Origin of the sequence: Pseudomonas sp. QLc11A, assembly GCF_052112305.1 — a bacterium.
Taxonomy (GTDB): Bacteria; Pseudomonadota; Gammaproteobacteria; order Pseudomonadales; family Pseudomonadaceae; genus Aquipseudomonas; species Aquipseudomonas laurylsulfatiphila.
In genome coordinates this window covers 197,216-214,554 of the sequence record NZ_JAVAJJ010000001.1, presented here as the reverse complement: position 1 = coordinate 214,554, position 17,339 = coordinate 197,216, and the positions used below count along the sequence as shown (strand labels likewise).

Annotated in this window: 15 protein-coding genes; 8 read left to right on the top strand and 7 right to left on the bottom strand. The window is 59.7% G+C overall.

Annotation, left to right across the window (positions count from 1 at the left end):
- Positions 1-84: 84 nt before the first annotated feature.
- Positions 85-687, bottom strand: coding sequence for a peroxiredoxin (locus Q8X48_RS01005; protein WP_007971324.1), 603 nt, complete (start codon positions 685-687; stop codon positions 85-87).
- A 312-nt stretch (positions 688-999) separates the two neighbouring features.
- On the opposite strand from Q8X48_RS01005, the gene Q8X48_RS01000 reads away from it, so the two are divergent.
- Together Q8X48_RS01000 and bfr are read left to right on the top strand one after the other, a co-directional pair.
- Positions 1,000-1,218 carry a bacterioferritin-associated ferredoxin gene (locus Q8X48_RS01000; RefSeq protein WP_126047377.1) on the top strand — a complete coding sequence of 73 codons (219 nt, stop codon included), beginning with the start codon at positions 1,000-1,002 and terminating at the stop codon, positions 1,216-1,218.
- A 198-nt stretch (positions 1,219-1,416) separates the two neighbouring features.
- Positions 1,417-1,893, top strand: coding sequence for a bacterioferritin (gene bfr, locus Q8X48_RS00995; protein ID WP_007985870.1), 477 nt, complete (start codon positions 1,417-1,419; stop codon positions 1,891-1,893).
- A 188-nt stretch (positions 1,894-2,081) separates the two neighbouring features.
- On the opposite strand, the gene grxD is transcribed toward bfr, so the two are convergent.
- Positions 2,082-2,423 carry a Grx4 family monothiol glutaredoxin gene (grxD, locus tag Q8X48_RS00990; protein ID WP_007971318.1) on the bottom strand — a complete coding sequence of 114 codons (342 nt, stop codon included), beginning with the start codon at positions 2,421-2,423 and terminating at the stop codon, positions 2,082-2,084.
- A 97-nt stretch (positions 2,424-2,520) separates the two neighbouring features.
- Entirely contained in the window at positions 2,521-4,629 is a 2,109-nt protein-coding gene (locus Q8X48_RS00985) for a molybdopterin oxidoreductase family protein (RefSeq protein WP_407799187.1), read from the bottom strand.
- Between the two features lie 562 nt (positions 4,630-5,191).
- On the opposite strand from Q8X48_RS00985, the gene argF reads away from it, so the two are divergent.
- Positions 5,192-6,112 (top strand): ornithine carbamoyltransferase, encoded by a 921-nt coding sequence (gene argF / locus Q8X48_RS00980; RefSeq protein ID WP_126050859.1) that lies wholly within the window; start codon positions 5,192-5,194, stop codon positions 6,110-6,112.
- Entirely contained in the window at positions 6,109-7,218 is a 1,110-nt protein-coding gene (locus Q8X48_RS00975; protein WP_007971311.1) for an ABC transporter ATP-binding protein, read from the top strand. The genes argF and Q8X48_RS00975 overlap by 4 nt, the downstream gene beginning before the upstream one ends.
- Positions 7,219-7,499: 281 nt before the next feature.
- Here Q8X48_RS00975 and ybaK read toward each other — a convergent pair whose 3' ends face one another.
- Positions 7,500-7,970, bottom strand: a complete 471-nt coding sequence (gene ybaK, locus Q8X48_RS00970; RefSeq protein ID WP_150733789.1) for a Cys-tRNA(Pro) deacylase — start codon at positions 7,968-7,970, stop codon at positions 7,500-7,502.
- A gap of 348 nt (positions 7,971-8,318) precedes the next feature.
- On the opposite strand from ybaK, the gene Q8X48_RS00965 reads away from it, so the two are divergent.
- The 4 genes from Q8X48_RS00965 to glpD all read left to right on the top strand — a co-directional run bounded on the left by Q8X48_RS00965 (position 8,319) and on the right by glpD (position 13,432).
- Entirely contained in the window at positions 8,319-9,170 is an 852-nt protein-coding gene (locus Q8X48_RS00965) for an MIP/aquaporin family protein (RefSeq protein ID WP_095965471.1), read from the top strand.
- A 73-nt stretch (positions 9,171-9,243) separates the two neighbouring features.
- Positions 9,244-10,749 carry a glycerol kinase GlpK gene (gene glpK, locus Q8X48_RS00960; protein WP_126047381.1) on the top strand — a complete coding sequence of 502 codons (1,506 nt, stop codon included), beginning with the start codon at positions 9,244-9,246 and terminating at the stop codon, positions 10,747-10,749.
- 95 nt (positions 10,750-10,844) lie between these two features.
- Entirely contained in the window at positions 10,845-11,600 is a 756-nt protein-coding gene (locus Q8X48_RS00955) for a DeoR/GlpR family transcriptional regulator (protein ID WP_007971301.1), read from the top strand.
- A 293-nt stretch (positions 11,601-11,893) separates the two neighbouring features.
- A complete protein-coding gene (gene glpD, locus Q8X48_RS00950; protein ID WP_407799583.1) occupies positions 11,894-13,432 on the top strand; it encodes a glycerol-3-phosphate dehydrogenase in 1,539 nt (512 codons plus the stop codon).
- Between the two features lie 67 nt (positions 13,433-13,499).
- Here glpD and Q8X48_RS00945 read toward each other — a convergent pair whose 3' ends face one another.
- The 3 genes from Q8X48_RS00945 to Q8X48_RS00935 all read right to left on the bottom strand — a co-directional run bounded on the left by Q8X48_RS00945 (position 13,500) and on the right by Q8X48_RS00935 (position 17,205).
- Entirely contained in the window at positions 13,500-14,606 is a 1,107-nt protein-coding gene (locus tag Q8X48_RS00945; protein WP_407799186.1) for an NADH:flavin oxidoreductase/NADH oxidase, read from the bottom strand.
- A gap of 280 nt (positions 14,607-14,886) precedes the next feature.
- Entirely contained in the window at positions 14,887-16,596 is a 1,710-nt protein-coding gene (gene recJ / locus Q8X48_RS00940) for a single-stranded-DNA-specific exonuclease RecJ (protein ID WP_407799185.1), read from the bottom strand.
- Between the two features lie 66 nt (positions 16,597-16,662).
- Positions 16,663-17,205, bottom strand: coding sequence for a YaeQ family protein (locus tag Q8X48_RS00935; protein WP_007971297.1), 543 nt, complete (start codon positions 17,203-17,205; stop codon positions 16,663-16,665).
- Between the last annotated feature and the right edge of the window lie 134 nt (positions 17,206-17,339).

Sequence of the window (17,339 nt, the reverse complement as noted above, 5' to 3'; positions counted from 1 at the left end):
CTCGCTCCTACACAGTCCCGGCGTTATCCCGCGCATAAAAAAACCGGCCTCGATGGCCGGTTTTTTTTACCCGCAGCGTGCGCCTTACAGAGCAGCAGCGTGCTCGGTCAGGTAAGCCGCAACGCCTTCTGGCGAAGCGTTCATGCCTTTGTCGCCTTTCTTCCAGTTGGCAGGGCAGACTTCGCCGTGCTCTTCGTGGAATTGCAGAGCGTCAACCAGACGCAGCAGCTCTTCCATGTTACGGCCCAGCGGCAGGTCGTTGATGATCTGCGAACGGACAACGCCTTTGTCGTCGATCAGGAACGCGCCACGGAACGCTACGCCATCAGCGGACTGGACGTCGTAGGCCTTCATGATTTCCTGCTTGATGTCGGCAGCCATGGTGTAGCGAACTTCGCCGATACCGCCATTGTTGACCGGGGTGTTGCGCCAGGCGTTGTGGGTGAAGTGCGAGTCGATCGACACGGCGACCACTTCAACGTTGCGCGCCTTGAACTCGGACATGCGGTTGTCCAGAGCGATCAGCTCGGACGGGCAAACGAAGGTGAAGTCCAGCGGGTAGAAGAACACCAGGCCGTATTTGCCTTTGATCGCCGAAGACAGGGTGAAGCTGTCAACGATCTCGCCATTGCCGAGTACGGCCGGTACGGTGAAGTCAGGGGCTTGTTTGCCTACGAGTACGCTCATTGGATATCTCCTGGTGTAATAGCGTGAGAAACAGGTTTCGCATCAGCCTGCCACCCTGAGGCGACAGCCCTGTGACACGAACCCCGGTCGCAAAAGACCGGACATCATACACCGCGTGTTTGAGCTGGCTTAGCTGTTTTTTCCCGGTACGATGAAATCCCCGACGGTTTTGTATCGCCGGTTTGCCATATTGACCGTTCGTCAGCCACTCCCCGCTTATGACGGAAAGTACTCTGAAACCACTTTGACAATCATTCTCGTTAACATTAAGATCCATCGCAATTGAGTCACAATCAGCGACGGTCCTTCCTTATGTATGTCTGCCTCTGCACTGGCGTCACCGACGGTCAAATCCGCGATGCGATCTATGAAGGATGCTGCAGCTACAAGGAAGTCCGCGTAGCGACCGGCGTTGCCAGTCAATGCGGCAAATGTGCCTGCCTCGCCAAGGAAGTGGTCCGCGAGACCCTGACCAAACTGCAAACGGCCCAGGCTGTAATTCCCTATCCAGCAGAATTTACAGCCGCTTGAGTATCGATTTTCAAAGAACCGGACATATGTCCGGTTTTTTTATGCCTCAAAATCAACTAGTTATGCTCTAGACGCGGAACACAAACATTCTTATTCCGATTAATTTTCATTTAAGTTTCAATAACTTAGGTTTGACACTATTAAGTACGCGGCTCAAACTCTGTTCTATTGACAGCTAATACAGGGCAGGACCCCATCATGAAAGGCGACGTTACAGTCATCCAGCATCTCAACAAGATCCTTGCCAATGAACTGGTCGCGATCAATCAATACTTCCTGCATGCGCGCATGTATGAAGATTGGGGCCTGAACAAGCTCGGCAAGCACGAGTACCACGAATCCATCGACGAGATGAAGCACGCGGACAAGCTGATCAAGCGGATCCTGTTCCTTGAAGGCCTGCCGAACGTCCAGGACCTGGGCAAGCTGCACATCGGCGAGCACACCAAGGAAATGCTCGAGTGTGACCTGCGTATCGAGAAAACCGGCCATGCCGACCTCAAGGTAGCCATCGCACATTGCGAAACAGTTGGCGACTTCGGCAGCCGTGAGCTGCTTGAAGATATCCTCGAGTCCGAAGAAGAACATATCGACTGGCTGGAAACCCAGTTGGGCCTGATCGACAAGATCGGTATCGAAAACTATCTGCAATCGCAGATGGGTGAAGACGAGTAAGTTCCAGGCCTTTAATTTCGATGCAATAAAAAGCCCCGCCCTCTTTCGAGTGACGGGGCTTTTTAATACCTGTTGTCTCTGTAGGAGCGAGCTTGCTCGCGATGGACGTTAACGATAACGCGTGCTTCCTGATTAAACGCGTCAACCTCAAGTCCATCGCGAGCGAGCTCGCTCCTACAGGAAGCGAATCAGGCCTCGGTCTTTGGAGCAGCGGCCTTGGCGGCGGCGTCCTTGATCAGGCTCTGCAGCGAACCGTCAGCGGCCATTTCAGTCATGATGTCGCTACCGCCGACCAGCTCACCGGCAACCCACAGTTGCGGGAAGGTTGGCCAGTTGGCGTATTTTGGCAGGTTGGCGCGGATTTCCGGGTTCTGCAGGATGTCCACGTACGCAAACTTTTCACCACACGCCATCACGGCCTGTGCAGCTTTCGCGGAGAAGCCGCACTGCGGGGCATTTGGCGAGCCTTTCATGTAAAGCAGAATGGTGTTGTTGGCAATCTGCTCTTTAATCGTTTCGATGATATCCATGGAGCACCTCGGCTGAACTTTCCGACTCATGGGTCGGCACGGTGGCGCATTGTAACGGAAAGCCGAGCGCCCTGCTCGGTCTCTCCGTCAGACTGATTCAAGCCGCCGCCACGGTCACTGGCACGCCATTGAGCGCGGCATTTCCCGACAGTTCATCAATCCGGCATTCGTCGGTCAGGTCGTTGGCGCTGGAGCCCGGCTGGCTGCTGGCAATCGACATTTGCACGCCCGGCCGCGCGTGGCCCCAGCCGTGCGGCAGGCTGACCACGCCTTTCATCATATCAAGACTGCCCAGCACTTCGACCTCAATCACACCCACCCGCGAACTGACCCGAACGCGCTGTCCGTCACTGAGCCCGCGACTGGCCAGATCGTCCGGATGCATCAGCAACTGGTGTCGAGGCTTGCCCTTCACCAACCGATGATAGTTATGCATCCATGAGTTGTTGCTGCGTACATGCCGGCGGCCAATCATCAACAACTCGTCGGCGGCCGGCGCCTTCAAGGCTGCGAAGCGCGCCAGGTCAGCGAGAATCGCCGCCGGCGCGGCCTGGATACGTTGATTGGCAGTTTTCAGGCGTGGTGCCAGGTTGGGCTTGAGCGCCCCCAGATCGACACCATGGGGATGATCGAACAAAGTCGCCAATGACAGCTTGAACTCTGAAGTGTCGCCGTACATCCCCATGCGCAGGCCGCGATCGATCATTTGCGCCGGGGCGATGGTCGGCTTCAACTCTTTGTCGGTCCTGGCGGCAAACGCCTTGGCCAGCCCGACGAAGATCTCCCAGTCGTGCAATGCCCCTTTGGGCTTGGCGAGGATTGCGCGGTTGAAACGACTGACGTTGCGCACCGCGAACAGGTTGAATGTGGTGTCGTAATGGTCGTTTTCCAGCGCCGATGTGGACGGCAGGATCAGGTCGGCGTAGCGCGTGGTTTCATTGATGTACAGGTCGATGCTGACCATGAAATCCAGCCCGTCCAGTGCCTGCTCGAGCTTTCGGCCATTGGGCGTGGACAGCACCGGATTGCCCGCCACGGTGATCAGCGCCCGGACTTGCCCTTCTCCTTCGGTGAGCATTTCTTCGGCCAGCGCAGAGACTGGCAGCTCTCCGGCGTATTCCGGGCGCCCGGAAACCCGGCTCTGCCACAGATTGAAATGTCCGCCCGAAGTCGTCGCCACCAGATCCACCGCCGGCTCGGTGCACAAGGCACCTCCCACGCGGTCGAGGTTGCCGGTGACCAGATTGATCAACTGCACCGCCCAGTGACAAAGTGTTCCGAAGGCTTGAGTCGAGACGCCCATGCGGCCATAACAGACAGCCGAGGGCGCCGCGGCGAAGTCTCGCGCCAATTGGCGGATCTGTTCGGCGGGTACGGCGCACAACGGACTCATGGCCTCGGCGGTGAACGACGCGACGGCCTCCCGCACGTCCTCCAGACCGTCTACCGGCAGATGGCTGTCGCGGGTCAGACCTTCAGCGAACAAGGTGTTGAGCAACCCGAACAACAGCGCGGCATCACCGCCCGGGCGCACGAACAGGTGCTGATCGGCAATCGCCGCCGTTTCACTGCGGCGAGGGTCGACCACCACCACTTTGCCACCCCAGGCCTGTATCGCCTTCAAGCGTTTTTCCACATCCGGTACGGTCATGATGCTGCCGTTCGAAGCCAGCGGGTTGCCGCCCAGGATCAGCATGAAATCGGTGTGATCGATGTCCGGGATCGGGAGCAGCAAACCGTGGCCGTACATTAAATGGCTGGTCAGGTGATGGGGCAATTGATCGACCGACGTCGCGGAAAACCGGTTGCGGGTTTTCAGCAGGCCGAGGAAGTAATTGCTGTGGGTCATCAGCCCGTAATTGTGCACGCTCGGGTTGCCTTGATAGACCGCCACGGCGTTTTGCCCATGACGCTCCTGAATCGCCGCCAGACGCTCGGCCACCAGGTTGAATGCCGCGTCCCATTCGATGGGCTGCCATTCATTGCCCACCCGCTGCATCGGCTGATGCAGGCGATCCGGATCGTTCTGGATGTCTTGCAGGGCCACGGCCTTGGGGCAGATGTGGCCACGACTGAATGTGTCCTGGGGATCGCCCTTGATCGACGTGATCTGCACTTTACCGCCTTCGACCTCGGTGGTTTCAATGGTCAGGCCACAGATGGCCTCGCACAAATGGCACGCACGGTGATGGAGAGTCTTGGTCATGGCCAGTCTGTCTTGTTATGGGCGGGCAACGATGGCCGCGGAAACAAAACTATGGCGCCAGACCCGACGCCACGCCAGCGACGTTCGTTTTGTGAATCGAGGGTCATCAGGCCAGCCGATAGCCACCAGAGCCCAGTTCGAAGGCAGCCTGGGCGGCGCCTGCAAGTGGATTTGCTGAAGGGGTTCAATCGGTTCGTGGGGGGCCACGCACACCGATCAGGCGCCCGTGTTCGTCGAGCCTGGCAGGGATGAATAACAGGTCAGAAACCGACTGTCAGCGCACCATTGCCGCCCCGCCTGATTGCCAAGCCCCGAGAGGCCGGTGTACAAATGAACTGCTGTTTTCAGGAAACAGGCTTCAAAAGCGCTACCTCGGTGAACCCGTAGCACCTCTGAAACTCCCTAAAAACCGTAGCCCTATTGGTAAGACGCGACATTTAATTATAAGATCGCGCCTTCCCCTATTTCGTCGCCCCGTGCGGCTTACGCCGCAGGTCTCGCCCGTTGTTCCGTCAAACAAGGCTTTGAGCATCTGCGGTTTGTAGCAAAAAGGTAGTCAATGATGAGCGCAAGGCACTTTCTCTCCCTGATGGATTGCACGCCCGAAGAGCTGGTCAGCGTGATCCGTCGAGGCGTTGAGCTCAAGGACCTGCGTAACCGCGGCGTACTGTTCGAGCCTCTGAAAAACCGCGTCCTGGGGATGATTTTCGAGAAATCCTCGACCCGCACCCGAATCTCCTTCGAGGCCGGCATGATCCAGCTCGGCGGCCAGGCGATCTTCCTGTCGCCACGCGACACCCAACTGGGCCGTGGCGAGCCGATCGGCGACTGTGCCATTGTCATGTCGAGCATGCTCGACGCGGTGATGATCCGTACCTTTGCCCACAGCAACCTGACCGAATTCGCCGCCAACTCCCGCGTACCGGTGATCAACGGCCTGTCCGATGACCTGCACCCGTGCCAGTTGCTGGCCGACATGCAGACCTTCCTCGAACACCGTGGCTCCATCCAGGGCAAGACCGTGGCCTGGATCGGCGATGGCAACAACATGTGCAACAGTTATATAGAAGCGGCGATCCAGTTCGACTTCCAGTTGCGCGTTGCCTGCCCGGAAGGCTACGAGCCCAACCCGGTGTTCCTGGCCAAGGCCGGCGATCGGGTCTCCATCGTTCGCGACCCGAAAGATGCCGTGCGTGGTGCACACCTGGTGAGCACCGACGTCTGGACCTCCATGGGCCAGGAAGAGGAAACCGCCAAGCGCCTGGAGCTGTTCGCACCGTACCAGGTCAACCGCGCCCTGCTCGACCTGGCCGCTGACGACGTGCTGTTCATGCACTGCCTGCCGGCGCACCGTGGCGAGGAAATCAGCGTCGACCTGCTCGACGACAAACGCTCGGTGGCCTGGGATCAAGCGGAAAACCGCCTGCATGCGCAAAAAGCCCTGCTCGAGTTCCTCGTCGAACCGGCGTATCACCACGCATGAGCCAGCCATTACTGCTTAACCTGCGCAACCTCGCCTGCGGCTATCAAGACCAACGCGTGGTGCAGAACCTGAACCTGCATTTGAACGCCGGTGACATCGGTTGCCTGCTGGGCTCTTCCGGCTGTGGCAAGACCACCACACTGCGAGCTATTGCCGGTTTCGAACCGGTACACGAAGGCGAAATCCAGCTGGCCGGCGAGACCATCTCCAGCGCCGGCTTCACCCTCGCCCCGGAGAAACGCCGCATCGGCATGGTGTTCCAGGACTACGCGCTGTTCCCGCACTTGAGCGTGGCCGACAACATCGCCTTCGGCATTCGCAAGCATCCGCAAAAGGATCGCGTCACCGAAGAACTGCTGGAACTGGTCAACCTGAAGAACCTCGGCAAGCGTTTCCCCCACGAGCTTTCCGGTGGGCAGCAGCAACGTGTCGCCCTGGCCCGCGCACTGGCGCCGGAACCGCAACTGCTGTTGCTCGACGAGCCGTTCTCCAACCTTGATGGCGAATTGCGCCGCAAGCTCAGCCATGAAGTACGCGACATCCTCAAGGCCCGTGGCACCAGCGCGATTCTGGTGACACACGACCAGGAAGAAGCCTTCGCGGTCAGCGACCACGTTGGCGTGTTCAAGGAAGGTCGACTGGAACAGTGGGATACGCCCTACAACCTGTATCACGAACCACTGACGCCCTTTGTAGCCAGCTTCATCGGCCAGGGCTATTTCATTCGCGGTCAGTTGAGCAGCCCGGAGTCGGTGCAAACCGAGCTGGGTGAGCTGCGCGGCAACCGGGCCTACACCTGGCCCGTAGGCGGCGCCGTGGACGTGCTGCTGCGTCCGGACGATATCGTCTACGCACCGGACAGCGCACTGAAGGCACGAATCGCCGGCAAGACGTTCCTCGGTGCGTCGACCCTGTATCGCTTGCAACTGCCGACAGGTGCGCAGCTGGAGTCGATATTCCCGAGCCATGTCGATCGTCAGGTCGGGGCGGATGTGGGTATTCGTGTCGCGGCTGAACACCTGGTGCTGTTCCAGGCATCCGGCAGCACGGCTGCGCAGATTCCGGCTGTTGAATCGGGTGTCCGGCGCTACAGCACAGCCAACTGATACACAAAAACCCTGTAGGAGCGAGCTTGCTCGCGAAAAACGTCTGGATAAAGCGTTCATTCCGGCTGCACGCGTTATCGTTGTCGTCCATCGCGAGCAAGCTCGCTCCTACACGGGGTTTGCGTTAGTCCAGCATCAGCATTCCGCTCGCCACGAGCGTCGCATCCCCGCCGGCCTTCACCCGCTCGCCTTCCGGCAGAACAACTCCCCTCCCCGCGCCGTCACGATGGCGCCATGCAGCGCCGACCGAACCGGCTGATTTTCACCATACAGCGCTGCGCTCACGCACGGCCGATATCGGCAAACTTCGCCTGGGTGTGTTCGGCCAGCACGGCCGGCGACAGTTCGACTTCCAGTCCACGCCGGCCGGCACTGACAAAAATGCTGGCAAAGGGCTGGGCCGAGTTATCAATGAAGGTACGCAAACGCTTTTTCTGCCCAAGCGGGCTGATCCCGCCCAACAGATAACCCGTAGAGCGCTGCGCTGCCGCCGGATCGGCCATTTCGACCTTTTTCACGCCGGCGGCATGGGCCAGCCCTTTCAAGTCCAGGCTGCCGACAACCGGCACCACCGCCACCAGCAACTCTCCTTTCTCGCTGGCCGCGAGCAAGGTCTTGAACACTTGCGCCGGGTCGAGCCCGAGCTTTTCCGCGGCTTCCAGACCATAGGAAGCGGCCTTCGGGTCATGTTCGTAACTGTGTACGCGATGTTCAGCCCGAACCTTTTTCAATAAATCCAATGCGGGGGTCATGGCAGCTCCAGACTGGGCGGCAGAAGAAAATACTGCGCCGGATTCTAGGACATTGATCGTTAAAAGGCTCTACGGCGGCGCATTCATGACGCCATTGCCTGGCCATCCCATTGCGCAATGACTCATTCATTCAAGCAACGAATAGTTTTTTTGTGACTGACAGTTCACTTTCGACCTTTGACAGCAGCGTTTCTTGTCTATATTTTTTCGTTTCTGAAACTACACGAAACGTCCTACCGCTGTACCCGGCAGTAAACCGCGACCAGGACGGGGATCCTGCCTCGGTGAAAAACGCGCGTTGACCATGAAGGCAAGAACGCGCCAGACAACAAAAAAAATGAGGTTTCAATGACTACTGCTTTACAACAACCGTCGCTCTCGAGCCAATGCATGGCCGAGTTTCTGGGTACGGCGCTGCTGATCTTTTTTGGTACCGGTTGTGTTGCCGCGCTCAAGGTCGCGGGTGCCAGTTTTGGCTTGTGGGAAATCAGCATTATCTGGGGCGTCGGCGTCAGCATGGCGATCTACCTCACCGCCGGGGTTTCCGGCGCTCATCTGAACCCTGCCGTCAGCATTGCCCTGAGCATTTTCGCGGACTTCGAAAAGCGCAAATTGCCTTTCTACGTACTCGCCCAAGTGGCGGGCGCCTTCTGTGGCGCGTTGTTGGTTTACACGCTCTACAGCAATCTATTCTTCGAATTCGAACAAACGCAGCACATGGTTCGTGGCACGCAAGCCAGCCTTGAATTGGCCTCCGTGTTCTCCACCTTCCCGAATCCTGCGCTGACCACCGCCCAGGCATTTCTGGTCGAGGTGATCATTACGGCCATCCTGATGGGCGTGATCATGTCCCTGACCGACGACAACAATGGCCTGCCCAAAGGCCCGTTGGCACCGCTGCTGATCGGCCTGCTGATTGCGGTGATCGGTAGCTCGATGGGACCGCTGACCGGTTTTGCCATGAACCCTGCGCGGGACTTCGGCCCTAAACTGATGACTTTCTTCGCTGGCTGGGGTGAAATTTCCCTCACTGGCGGACGCGATATTCCGTACTTCCTGATTCCTGTTTTTGCACCGATTGTTGGTGCCTGCCTCGGCGCCGCCGCCTATCGCGGGCTGATTGCCCGCCATCTGCCCGGCTCCGTAGCTGCTACAAAGGATGAACTACCTGCCATTGACGGCAAACCCAGAACGTCCTGATACCGTTGGCGCGTGCCCTGCCCCTTGATCGCGCGCCAGACCTCACTCCCTTTTTTCGTCCAAGGCAATCGACATGACCGACACACAGAATAAGAACTACATCATTGCCCTCGACCAGGGTACGACCAGCTCCCGCGCGATCATTTTCGACCGTGACGCGAACGTGGTCTGCACCGCCCAACGGGAGTTCGCCCAGCATTACCCGCAAGCCGGTTGGGTCGAGCATGACCCGATGGAGATCTTCGCCACCCAAAGCGCCGTGATGGTCGAGGCCCTGGCACAAGCCGGCCTGCATCACGACCAGGTAGCCGCCATCGGCATCACCAACCAGCGCGAAACCACCGTGGTGTGGGACAAGAACACCGGCCGCCCGATCTACAACGCCATCGTCTGGCAGTGCCGACGCAGCACCGAGATCTGCCAGCAGCTCAAGCGCGATGGTCACGAGCAATACATCAGCGACACCACCGGCCTGGTCACCGACCCCTACTTCTCCGGTACCAAGCTCAAGTGGATTCTCGATAACGTCGAAGGCAGCCGCGAACGTGCGCGCAACGGCGAACTGCTGTTCGGCACCGTCGACAGCTGGCTGATCTGGAAATTTACCGGCGGCAAGGTGCATGTCACCGACTACACCAACGCCTCGCGCACCATGCTCTTCAACATCCACACCCTGGAGTGGGACGCGAAGATGCTGGAGCTGCTGGATATCCCACGCGAAATGCTCCCGCACGTTAAATCGTCCTCGGAAATCTACGGCCACACCAAAAGCGGCATCGCCATCGGCGGTATCGCCGGTGACCAGCAAGCCGCTCTGTTCGGCCAGATGTGCGTCGAGCCAGGCCAGGCGAAAAACACCTATGGCACTGGCTGCTTCCTGCTGATGAACACCGGTGACAAAGCGGTGAAATCCAAGCATGGCATGCTGACCACCATCGCTTGCGGCCCTCGCGGTGAAGTGGCCTACGCGCTGGAAGGTGCAGTGTTCAACGGCGGCTCCACCGTACAGTGGCTGCGTGACGAACTGAAGATCATCAATGACGCCCACGACACCGAATACTTCGCCAACAAGGTCAAGGACAGCAACGGCGTGTACCTGGTGCCGGCCTTCACCGGACTTGGCGCACCGTACTGGGACCCATATGCCCGTGGCGCATTGTTCGGCCTGACCCGCGGCGTTCGCGTGGACCACATCATTCGTGCCGCGCTGGAGTCGATTGCCTACCAGACCCGCGACGTGCTGGACGCCATGCAGCAGGACTCCGGCGAACGCCTCAAGGCCCTGCGCGTGGACGGTGGCGCGGTGGCCAACAATTTCCTCATGCAGTTCCAGGCCGACATCCTCGGCACGCAGGTCGAGCGCCCGCAAATGCGCGAAACCACAGCACTCGGCGCCGCTTACCTGGCAGGCCTGGCCTGTGGCTTCTGGGGCAGCCTGGAAGAGTTGCGTGGCAAGGCCGTGATCGAGCGCCGGTTCGAGCCGACGCTGGATGAAGCGGCGAAGGAAAAACTCTACGCAGGGTGGAAAAAAGCGGTCAGCCGCACCCGCGATTGGGCGGTTGAAGACGAGGCTGAATAAGCCAAGACACAGGCTCGTCTCTGTATGTAACTGGTCGGGAGCAGATTCCTGCGGCATCATGGGCAAATTTTGCACGGCAGCCCAAAGGACGCCCCATGAATCTGCCTCCCCGTCAGCAGCAAATCCTCGAGCTGGTTCGCGAACGCGGCTATGTCAGTATCGAGGAAATGGCCACGTTGTTTGTCGTTACACCGCAGACCATCCGCCGCGACATCAATCAGCTCGCGGAAGCCAACCTGTTGCGTCGCTACCACGGTGGCGCCGCCTATGATTCCAGTGTCGAAAACACCGCCTACGCCATGCGCGCCGATCAGATGCGCGATGAAAAACAGCGTATCGGCGAAGCCATTGCCGCGCAGATTCCCGACCACGCCTCGTTGTTCATCAACATCGGCACCACCACCGAATCCATCGCCCGGGCGCTGCTCAACCACAGTCATCTGAAGATCATCACCAACAACCTGCATGTGGCCTCCATGCTCAGCGCCAAGGACGACTTCGACGTGCTGCTGACCGGTGGCAACGTGCGGCGCGACGGCGGCGTGGTCGGTCAGGCCAGTGTCGACTTCATCAACCAGTTCAAGGTCGATTTCGCCCTGGTCGGCATCAGCGGTATCGATGAGGACGGCAGCCTGCTGGACTTCGATTATCAGGAAGTGCGGGTATCCCAGGCGATCATCGCCAATGCCCGACAAGTGATACTCGCAGCCGACTCGAGCAAGTTCGGGCGCAACGCCATGATTCGCCTGGGGCCGATCAGCCTGGTCGATTGCCTGGTCACCGATCAGCAGCCTTCCCCGGCGCTGGCGCAGCTGTTGAACCAGCACAAGGTTCGGCTGGAAGTCGTTTAAGCCCACCATCTCCAGTGCCTACACTGGTGCTATCGCGGGCAAGCCCGCTCCCACAGGCCCGCGTGATCCTTGTGGGAGCGGGCTTGCCCGCGAAGACGATCGCACATACAGCATCCCTCTTGCGCCATAACGCGCATCAAAATGTTCGTAAATTTTCCTTTAACGGCCCTTCGATGAGTATTTTCAATCGAAGCTGACTGGCTGTGCGTCTCTTTATGGGCTAGTATTTTCGCAAATGAACATTAATGTTCGAATTCAAATACAGAACATCAAAGAATTCCGAGGCCGTGCCGATGCCCACTTCCACCTTGCCTACGCCCCCTCTCGCCGAGGTCTACGATATCGCCGTCATCGGTGGCGGGATCAATGGCGTGGGGATCGCAGCAGATGCCGCCGGTCGCGGTCTTTCGGTGTTCCTTTGCGAAAAGGATGACCTGGCCAGCCATACTTCGTCGGCCAGCAGCAAGTTGATCCACGGCGGCCTGCGCTACCTCGAACATTACGAATTTCGCCTGGTGCGTGAAGCCCTGGCCGAGCGTGAAGTGCTGCTGGCCAAAGCTCCGCACATCGTCAAGCAAATGCGCTTCGTGTTGCCACACCGCCCGCACCTGCGCCCGGCATGGATGATCCGCGCCGGGCTGTTTCTCTATGACAACCTGGGCAAGCGCGAGCAACTCCAGGGTTCGAAAAGCCTGAAGTTCGGCCCCGACAGTGCACTGAAAAGCGAGATCACCAAGGGTTTCGAATACTCCGATTGCTGGGTCGACGACGCGCGCCTGGTGGTGTTGAACGCCATGGCCGCCCGGGAACAAGGCGCCCACGTTCACACCCAAACCCGCTGCGTCAGCGCGCGTCGCACCAAGGGCCTGTGGCACCTGCACCTGGAACGTAGCGATGGCAGCCTGTTTTCGATTCGCGCCAAGGCATTGGTCAATGCGGCCGGGCCATGGGTCGCCAGGTTCATTCGCGACGACCTGAAGATGGAATCGCCTTACGGCATCCGTCTGATCCAGGGCAGCCACCTGATCGTGCCGAAGCTGTATGAAGGCGAACACGCGCACATCCTGCAAAACGAAGATCAGCGCATCGTGTTCACCATTCCGTACCTGAACCACTTTACCCTGATCGGCACTACGGACCGCGAGTACACCGGCGATCCGGCTGCCGTTGCAATCACTGATGGCGAAACCGATTACTTGTTGAACGTGGTCAACGCCCATTTCAAAAAGCAGATCAGCCGCGACGACATCCTGCACAGCTATTCCGGTGTGCGCCCGCTGTGCAACGACGAATCCGACAACCCGTCGGCCGTGACCCGCGATTACACCCTGGCGCTGTCGGGCAGCGGCGAAGAAGCCCCGTTGCTGTCGGTGTTCGGCGGCAAGCTCACCACTTACCGTAAGCTTGCCGAGTCGGCGCTGGCGCAACTGGCCCCGTACTTCAAGCACATCAACCCGAGCTGGACCGCCGGCGCCGCGCTGCCGGGCGGTGAAGACATGACTACCCCGCAAGCCTTGAGCTCGCGTATCCGCGACAAGTTCGACTGGGTACCGAGCGAGATCGCGCGCCGCTGGGCCACCACCTACGGCAGCCGCACCTGGCGCATGCTCGAAGGTGTACAGGACCTCAGCGACATGGGCGAGCATATCGGCGGCGGTCTCTACACCCGTGAAGTCGACTACCTGTGCAGCGAAGAATGGGCCACCAGCGCCCACGACATCCTCTGGCGTCGCAGCAAGCTCGGCTTGTTCACGACAGTGGCCGAGCAGGACAAGCTCAAGGACTACCTGAACCAGGTCGAACAGAACCGCAGCAAGATCGAAGCGGCCTGATCGGTAACCGGCATAAACAAAAGCCCCTGGATCTCGCGATTCAGGGGCTTTTTCGTATCGATGGATTTCAGTCGCGCAAATCCGATTCATGAATCGGCTGTTCACGGTGAGTTGCCCGCTGATACTGCGCCGGCCACACGGCCTTGTGCCCGCCCAGGTCATCATCGGCATGCAGCGCCCAGTACGGATCGCGCAACAATTCACGGGCAAGGAAGATGATGTCCGCCTGGCAGGTGCGCAGGATGTGCTCGGCCTGGGCCGGCTCGGTGATCATGCCGACCGTGCCGGTGGCCATGCCCGACTCCTTGCGCACACGTTCGGCGAAGCGGGTCTGGTAACCGGGGCCAGTGGGAATTTCGGCATTGACCGCCGTTCCGCCCGACGAGACGTCGATCAGGTCCACGCCCAAGGCTTTGAGGCGACGCGCCAGTTCCACGGTTTCATCGGGGTTCCAGCCGTCTTCCACCCAGTCAGTGGCCGACACCCGGACAAACACCGGCAACTCCTCAGGCCACACCGCACGCACCGCTTCGGTGACCTGCAGCACCAGCCGAATGCGATTTTCGAACGAGCCACCATATTGATCGCGACGCTGATTGCTCAACGGCGACAGGAACTGATGCAGCAGGTAGCCATGGGCAGCGTGCACTTCGACCACCTTGAAACCGGCCGTCAGCGAGCGCTTTGCCGCATCGACAAAGGCCTGGATCACCTTGGCGATCTCGCCGTCATCCAGTTGTTTGGGTTGGGTGTGCTGTGGATCGAATGCAATCGGTGAAGGTCCGACCGGCACCCAGCCGCCCTCGTCGGGTTTGACGCTGCCGTGTTTGCCTAGCCATGGCCGATAGGTACTGGCCTTGCGCCCGGCGTGGGCCAGTTGAATGCCGGCAACGCCGCCCTGGGCGTTGATGAAGCGGGTGATGCGTTGCAGGGGTTCGATCTGCTCGTCATTCCACAGACCGAGGTCCTGAGCTGTGATACGCCCGTCGGCGGTGACCGCCGTGGCTTCGGTAAACACCAACCCGGCCCCGCCGACAGCACGGCTGCCGAGGTGGACCAGGTGCCAGTCATTGGCCAGGCCGTCGGCGCTGGAATACTGGCACATCGGCGATACCGCGATGCGATTGGGCAGGGTCAATTGGCGAAGGGTAAAGGGTTCAAGCAGCAGACTCATGGGGCACCTCTCGAATCAGTGGGCAGGCTCCAGGTTCTGTTTGAATAGTCGACGAGTGACAGGAAAAAGGTACAACACCCGCCCCCGCGGGCAAAAAATTCGACAAGACGTCACAAGACCAAAATCAAGCAGTGATTAGAGCCTAGTCGACATCGACGGATGTCGCCCCCTTGTAGGAGTGAGCTCGCTCGCGATGGACGACAGGACACCGCGGGGTATCAGGTTCCCAGCGCCATCGTTCACGTCCATCGCGAGCAAGCTCGCTCCTACAGGTGTGGGTTCAACGCGGTTCGATGTGGGCAATCATCAGTTGAACCGTTTCGTTGCCACGAAACTCGTTGAGGTCGAGCTTGTAGGCCAGTTCCACCCACTTGATGGTCGGATTCGGCCAGATGTCGCGGTCGATCCCGAAGGCAATGCCGTCTAGCTTCACCGAACCACACTCACTCTTGAGCACCACTTTGAGGTGCCGTTCGCCCACCACGCGCTGCTCGACCAACTGAAACACACCATGAAACAACGGTTCCGGGAAGTGCTGCCCCCAGGGGCCGGCATGCCGCAGGGCGCGGGCCAGTTCCAGGTGAAACTCCTCCACTGCCAGGGTGCCGTCCGACAACAAGCGGCCAGTCAGGTCTTCTTCGCGCAGTTGCCGGCGCACTTCAGCGTCAAAGGCCTCGGCGAATAAGGGGAAATTCGCTTCCGGCAGCGTCAGGCCGGCCGCCATTGCGTGGCCACCATACTTGGTAATCAGATTCGGATGCTGCGCCGCCACCACGCTCAGGGCGTCGCGGATGTGAAAGCCCTGGACCGAACGCCCAGACCCCTTGAGCAGGCCGTCACCGGCATCGGCAAAGGCGATGGTCGGGCGGAAATAACGCTCTTTCATCCGTGATGCGAGGATACCGATGACGCCCTGATGCCACTCGGGATCGAACAGGCACAAGCCGAACGGCATCGACTCCACCGGCAGATCCTTGAGCTGGGCCAGCGCTTCGCGCTGCATGCCCTGCTCGATGGATTTGCGATCCTGGTTCATGCCGTCCAGTTGAGCCGCCATCTCACGGGCCAGACCTGCGTCTTCGGTCAACAGGCATTCGATGCCCAGGCTCATGTCATCCAGGCGCCCTGCTGCGTTCAGGCGTGGGCCGACGATAAAACCCAGGTCGGTGGAGGTGATGCGCGCATGGTCACGCTTGGCCACCTCGAGGATCGCCTTGATCCCGGGCCGGGCACGTCCGGCGCGAATCCGCTCGAGGCCCTGATGCACCAGAATCCGGTTATTGGCATCCAGCGGCACCACGTCGGCCACGCTGCCCAAGGCCACCAGATCGAGCAGTTCGCCGATATTCGGCTGCGGCTTGCAGGTGTACCAGCCGAGCTCGCGCAAACGCGCACGCAGGGCCATCAACACATAGAAAATCACCCCGACGCCGGCCAGGGCCTTGCTCGGAAACTCGCAACCTGGCTGGTTCGGATTGACGATGGCATCGGCCAACGGCAGCTCCTCACCGGGCAAGTGGTGGTCGGTGACGAGCACCTTGAGCCCGGCCTTTTTCGCTGCAGCCACGCCTTCGACGCTGGAGATGCCGTTATCCACGGTAATCAGCAAATGCGGCTGGCGCTCCAGCGCGACCGCGACAATCTCCGGGGTCAGGCCGTAGCCGTAGTCGAAACGGTTCGGCACCAGATAATCGACATGCGCCGCCCCCAGCAAACGCAGACCCAGCGTGCCCACGGTGCTGGCCGTTGCACCGTCGGCATCGAAGTCGCCGACGATCAGAATGCGCTGGCGCTGTTCGAGCGCCGTCACCAACAAATCCACGGCGGCATCAATGCCCTTGAGCTGCTGGAACGGAATCAGCCGTGCCAGGCTCTTGTCCAGTTCCGCCTCCGATTGCACGCCCCGCGCCGCATACAGGCGGGTCAGCAGTGGCGGAATATCACCGAGGAATGGCAGGGTGTCGGGCAGCAGGCGAGGTTCAATGCGCATGGGGTGAAAGATGCTTCTCTTCAATACGTAGGATAAAACCGAGTGACGCGCTAAAGCGGCGAAAAATCAGCCGCGCTCACCGGCCAGCCACTGCAACTGAACTTCGTGCTGACCACGGTCGTCGGTGACGAAGATGGTCCCTTCGCTGATCATCACGTCCCACTTGATGACGCGTGGCATGTCTTTGGCCAGGGTCTCCAGGACTTCCTGAGGCACGGCAGCGATGTTGACGTTTTTCAGGTTTTTCACCGCGGGCACCACTTTGCCTTCCCACACACGCAGGCTGCCGTAGGCCAGCAGGCTGGTGCGCTCGGTGCGGCGCGAGCACCACGTCAGGCGCTCGGCATCCGGCTGGCCGACTTCGATCCAGTGCAGGACGCGGTCATCCAGGCTTTTTTCCCACAAGGCAGGTTCATCCACTTCCGACAGACCACGGCCGAACGATAGCTGTTCGTTGTACCAGAGGGCGTAAGCCAGCAGGCGCACGGTCATGCGTTCCTCGGTTTCCGAGGGGTGACGGGCGATGGTCTGCTTTACGCTCTCATAGACGCTGCGGTCGAGGTCGGTGAGATTCAGTTCAAACTTGTAGGTCGTGGACGGCTGGGCCATGAACGGGCTTCTTGATACGAGGAAAGGCGGCAAGTCTAACCGATGCGGCGGGCAATCCACGAATTGAAGGTGATCAACCTGAAGCGCCTGACAGTCGGCTATGTTAAAACACTGTACTCGCCCATCCCTTGCCC

Excerpts from the sequence above, each read along its gene's own strand:
- Q8X48_RS00955 (WP_007971301.1), top strand. The coding sequence starts at position 10,845 with ATGAATCTGCCTCCCCGTCAGCAGCAAATCCTCGAGCTGGTTCGCGAA.
- grxD (WP_007971318.1), bottom strand. The coding sequence starts at position 2,423 with ATGGATATCATCGAAACGATTAAAGAGCAGATTGCCAACAACACCATT.
- recJ (WP_407799185.1), bottom strand. The coding sequence starts at position 16,596 with ATGCGCATTGAACCTCGCCTGCTGCCCGACACCCTGCCATTCCTCGGT.
- glpK (WP_126047381.1), top strand. The coding sequence starts at position 9,244 with ATGACCGACACACAGAATAAGAACTACATCATTGCCCTCGACCAGGGT.
- Q8X48_RS01000 (WP_126047377.1), top strand. The coding sequence starts at position 1,000 with ATGTATGTCTGCCTCTGCACTGGCGTCACCGACGGTCAAATCCGCGAT.
- Q8X48_RS00945 (WP_407799186.1), bottom strand. The coding sequence starts at position 14,606 with ATGAGTCTGCTGCTTGAACCCTTTACCCTTCGCCAATTGACCCTGCCC.
- Q8X48_RS00935 (WP_007971297.1), bottom strand. The coding sequence starts at position 17,205 with ATGGCCCAGCCGTCCACGACCTACAAGTTTGAACTGAATCTCACCGAC.
- Q8X48_RS00975 (WP_007971311.1), top strand. The coding sequence starts at position 6,109 with ATGAGCCAGCCATTACTGCTTAACCTGCGCAACCTCGCCTGCGGCTAT.
- argF (WP_126050859.1), top strand. The coding sequence starts at position 5,192 with ATGAGCGCAAGGCACTTTCTCTCCCTGATGGATTGCACGCCCGAAGAG.
- Q8X48_RS00965 (WP_095965471.1), top strand. The coding sequence starts at position 8,319 with ATGACTACTGCTTTACAACAACCGTCGCTCTCGAGCCAATGCATGGCC.
- ybaK (WP_150733789.1), bottom strand. The coding sequence starts at position 7,970 with ATGACCCCCGCATTGGATTTATTGAAAAAGGTTCGGGCTGAACATCGC.
- bfr (WP_007985870.1), top strand. The coding sequence starts at position 1,417 with ATGAAAGGCGACGTTACAGTCATCCAGCATCTCAACAAGATCCTTGCC.
- glpD (WP_407799583.1), top strand. The coding sequence starts at position 11,894 with ATGCCCACTTCCACCTTGCCTACGCCCCCTCTCGCCGAGGTCTACGAT.
- Q8X48_RS01005 (WP_007971324.1), bottom strand. The coding sequence starts at position 687 with ATGAGCGTACTCGTAGGCAAACAAGCCCCTGACTTCACCGTACCGGCC.
- Q8X48_RS00985 (WP_407799187.1), bottom strand. The coding sequence starts at position 4,629 with ATGACCAAGACTCTCCATCACCGTGCGTGCCATTTGTGCGAGGCCATC.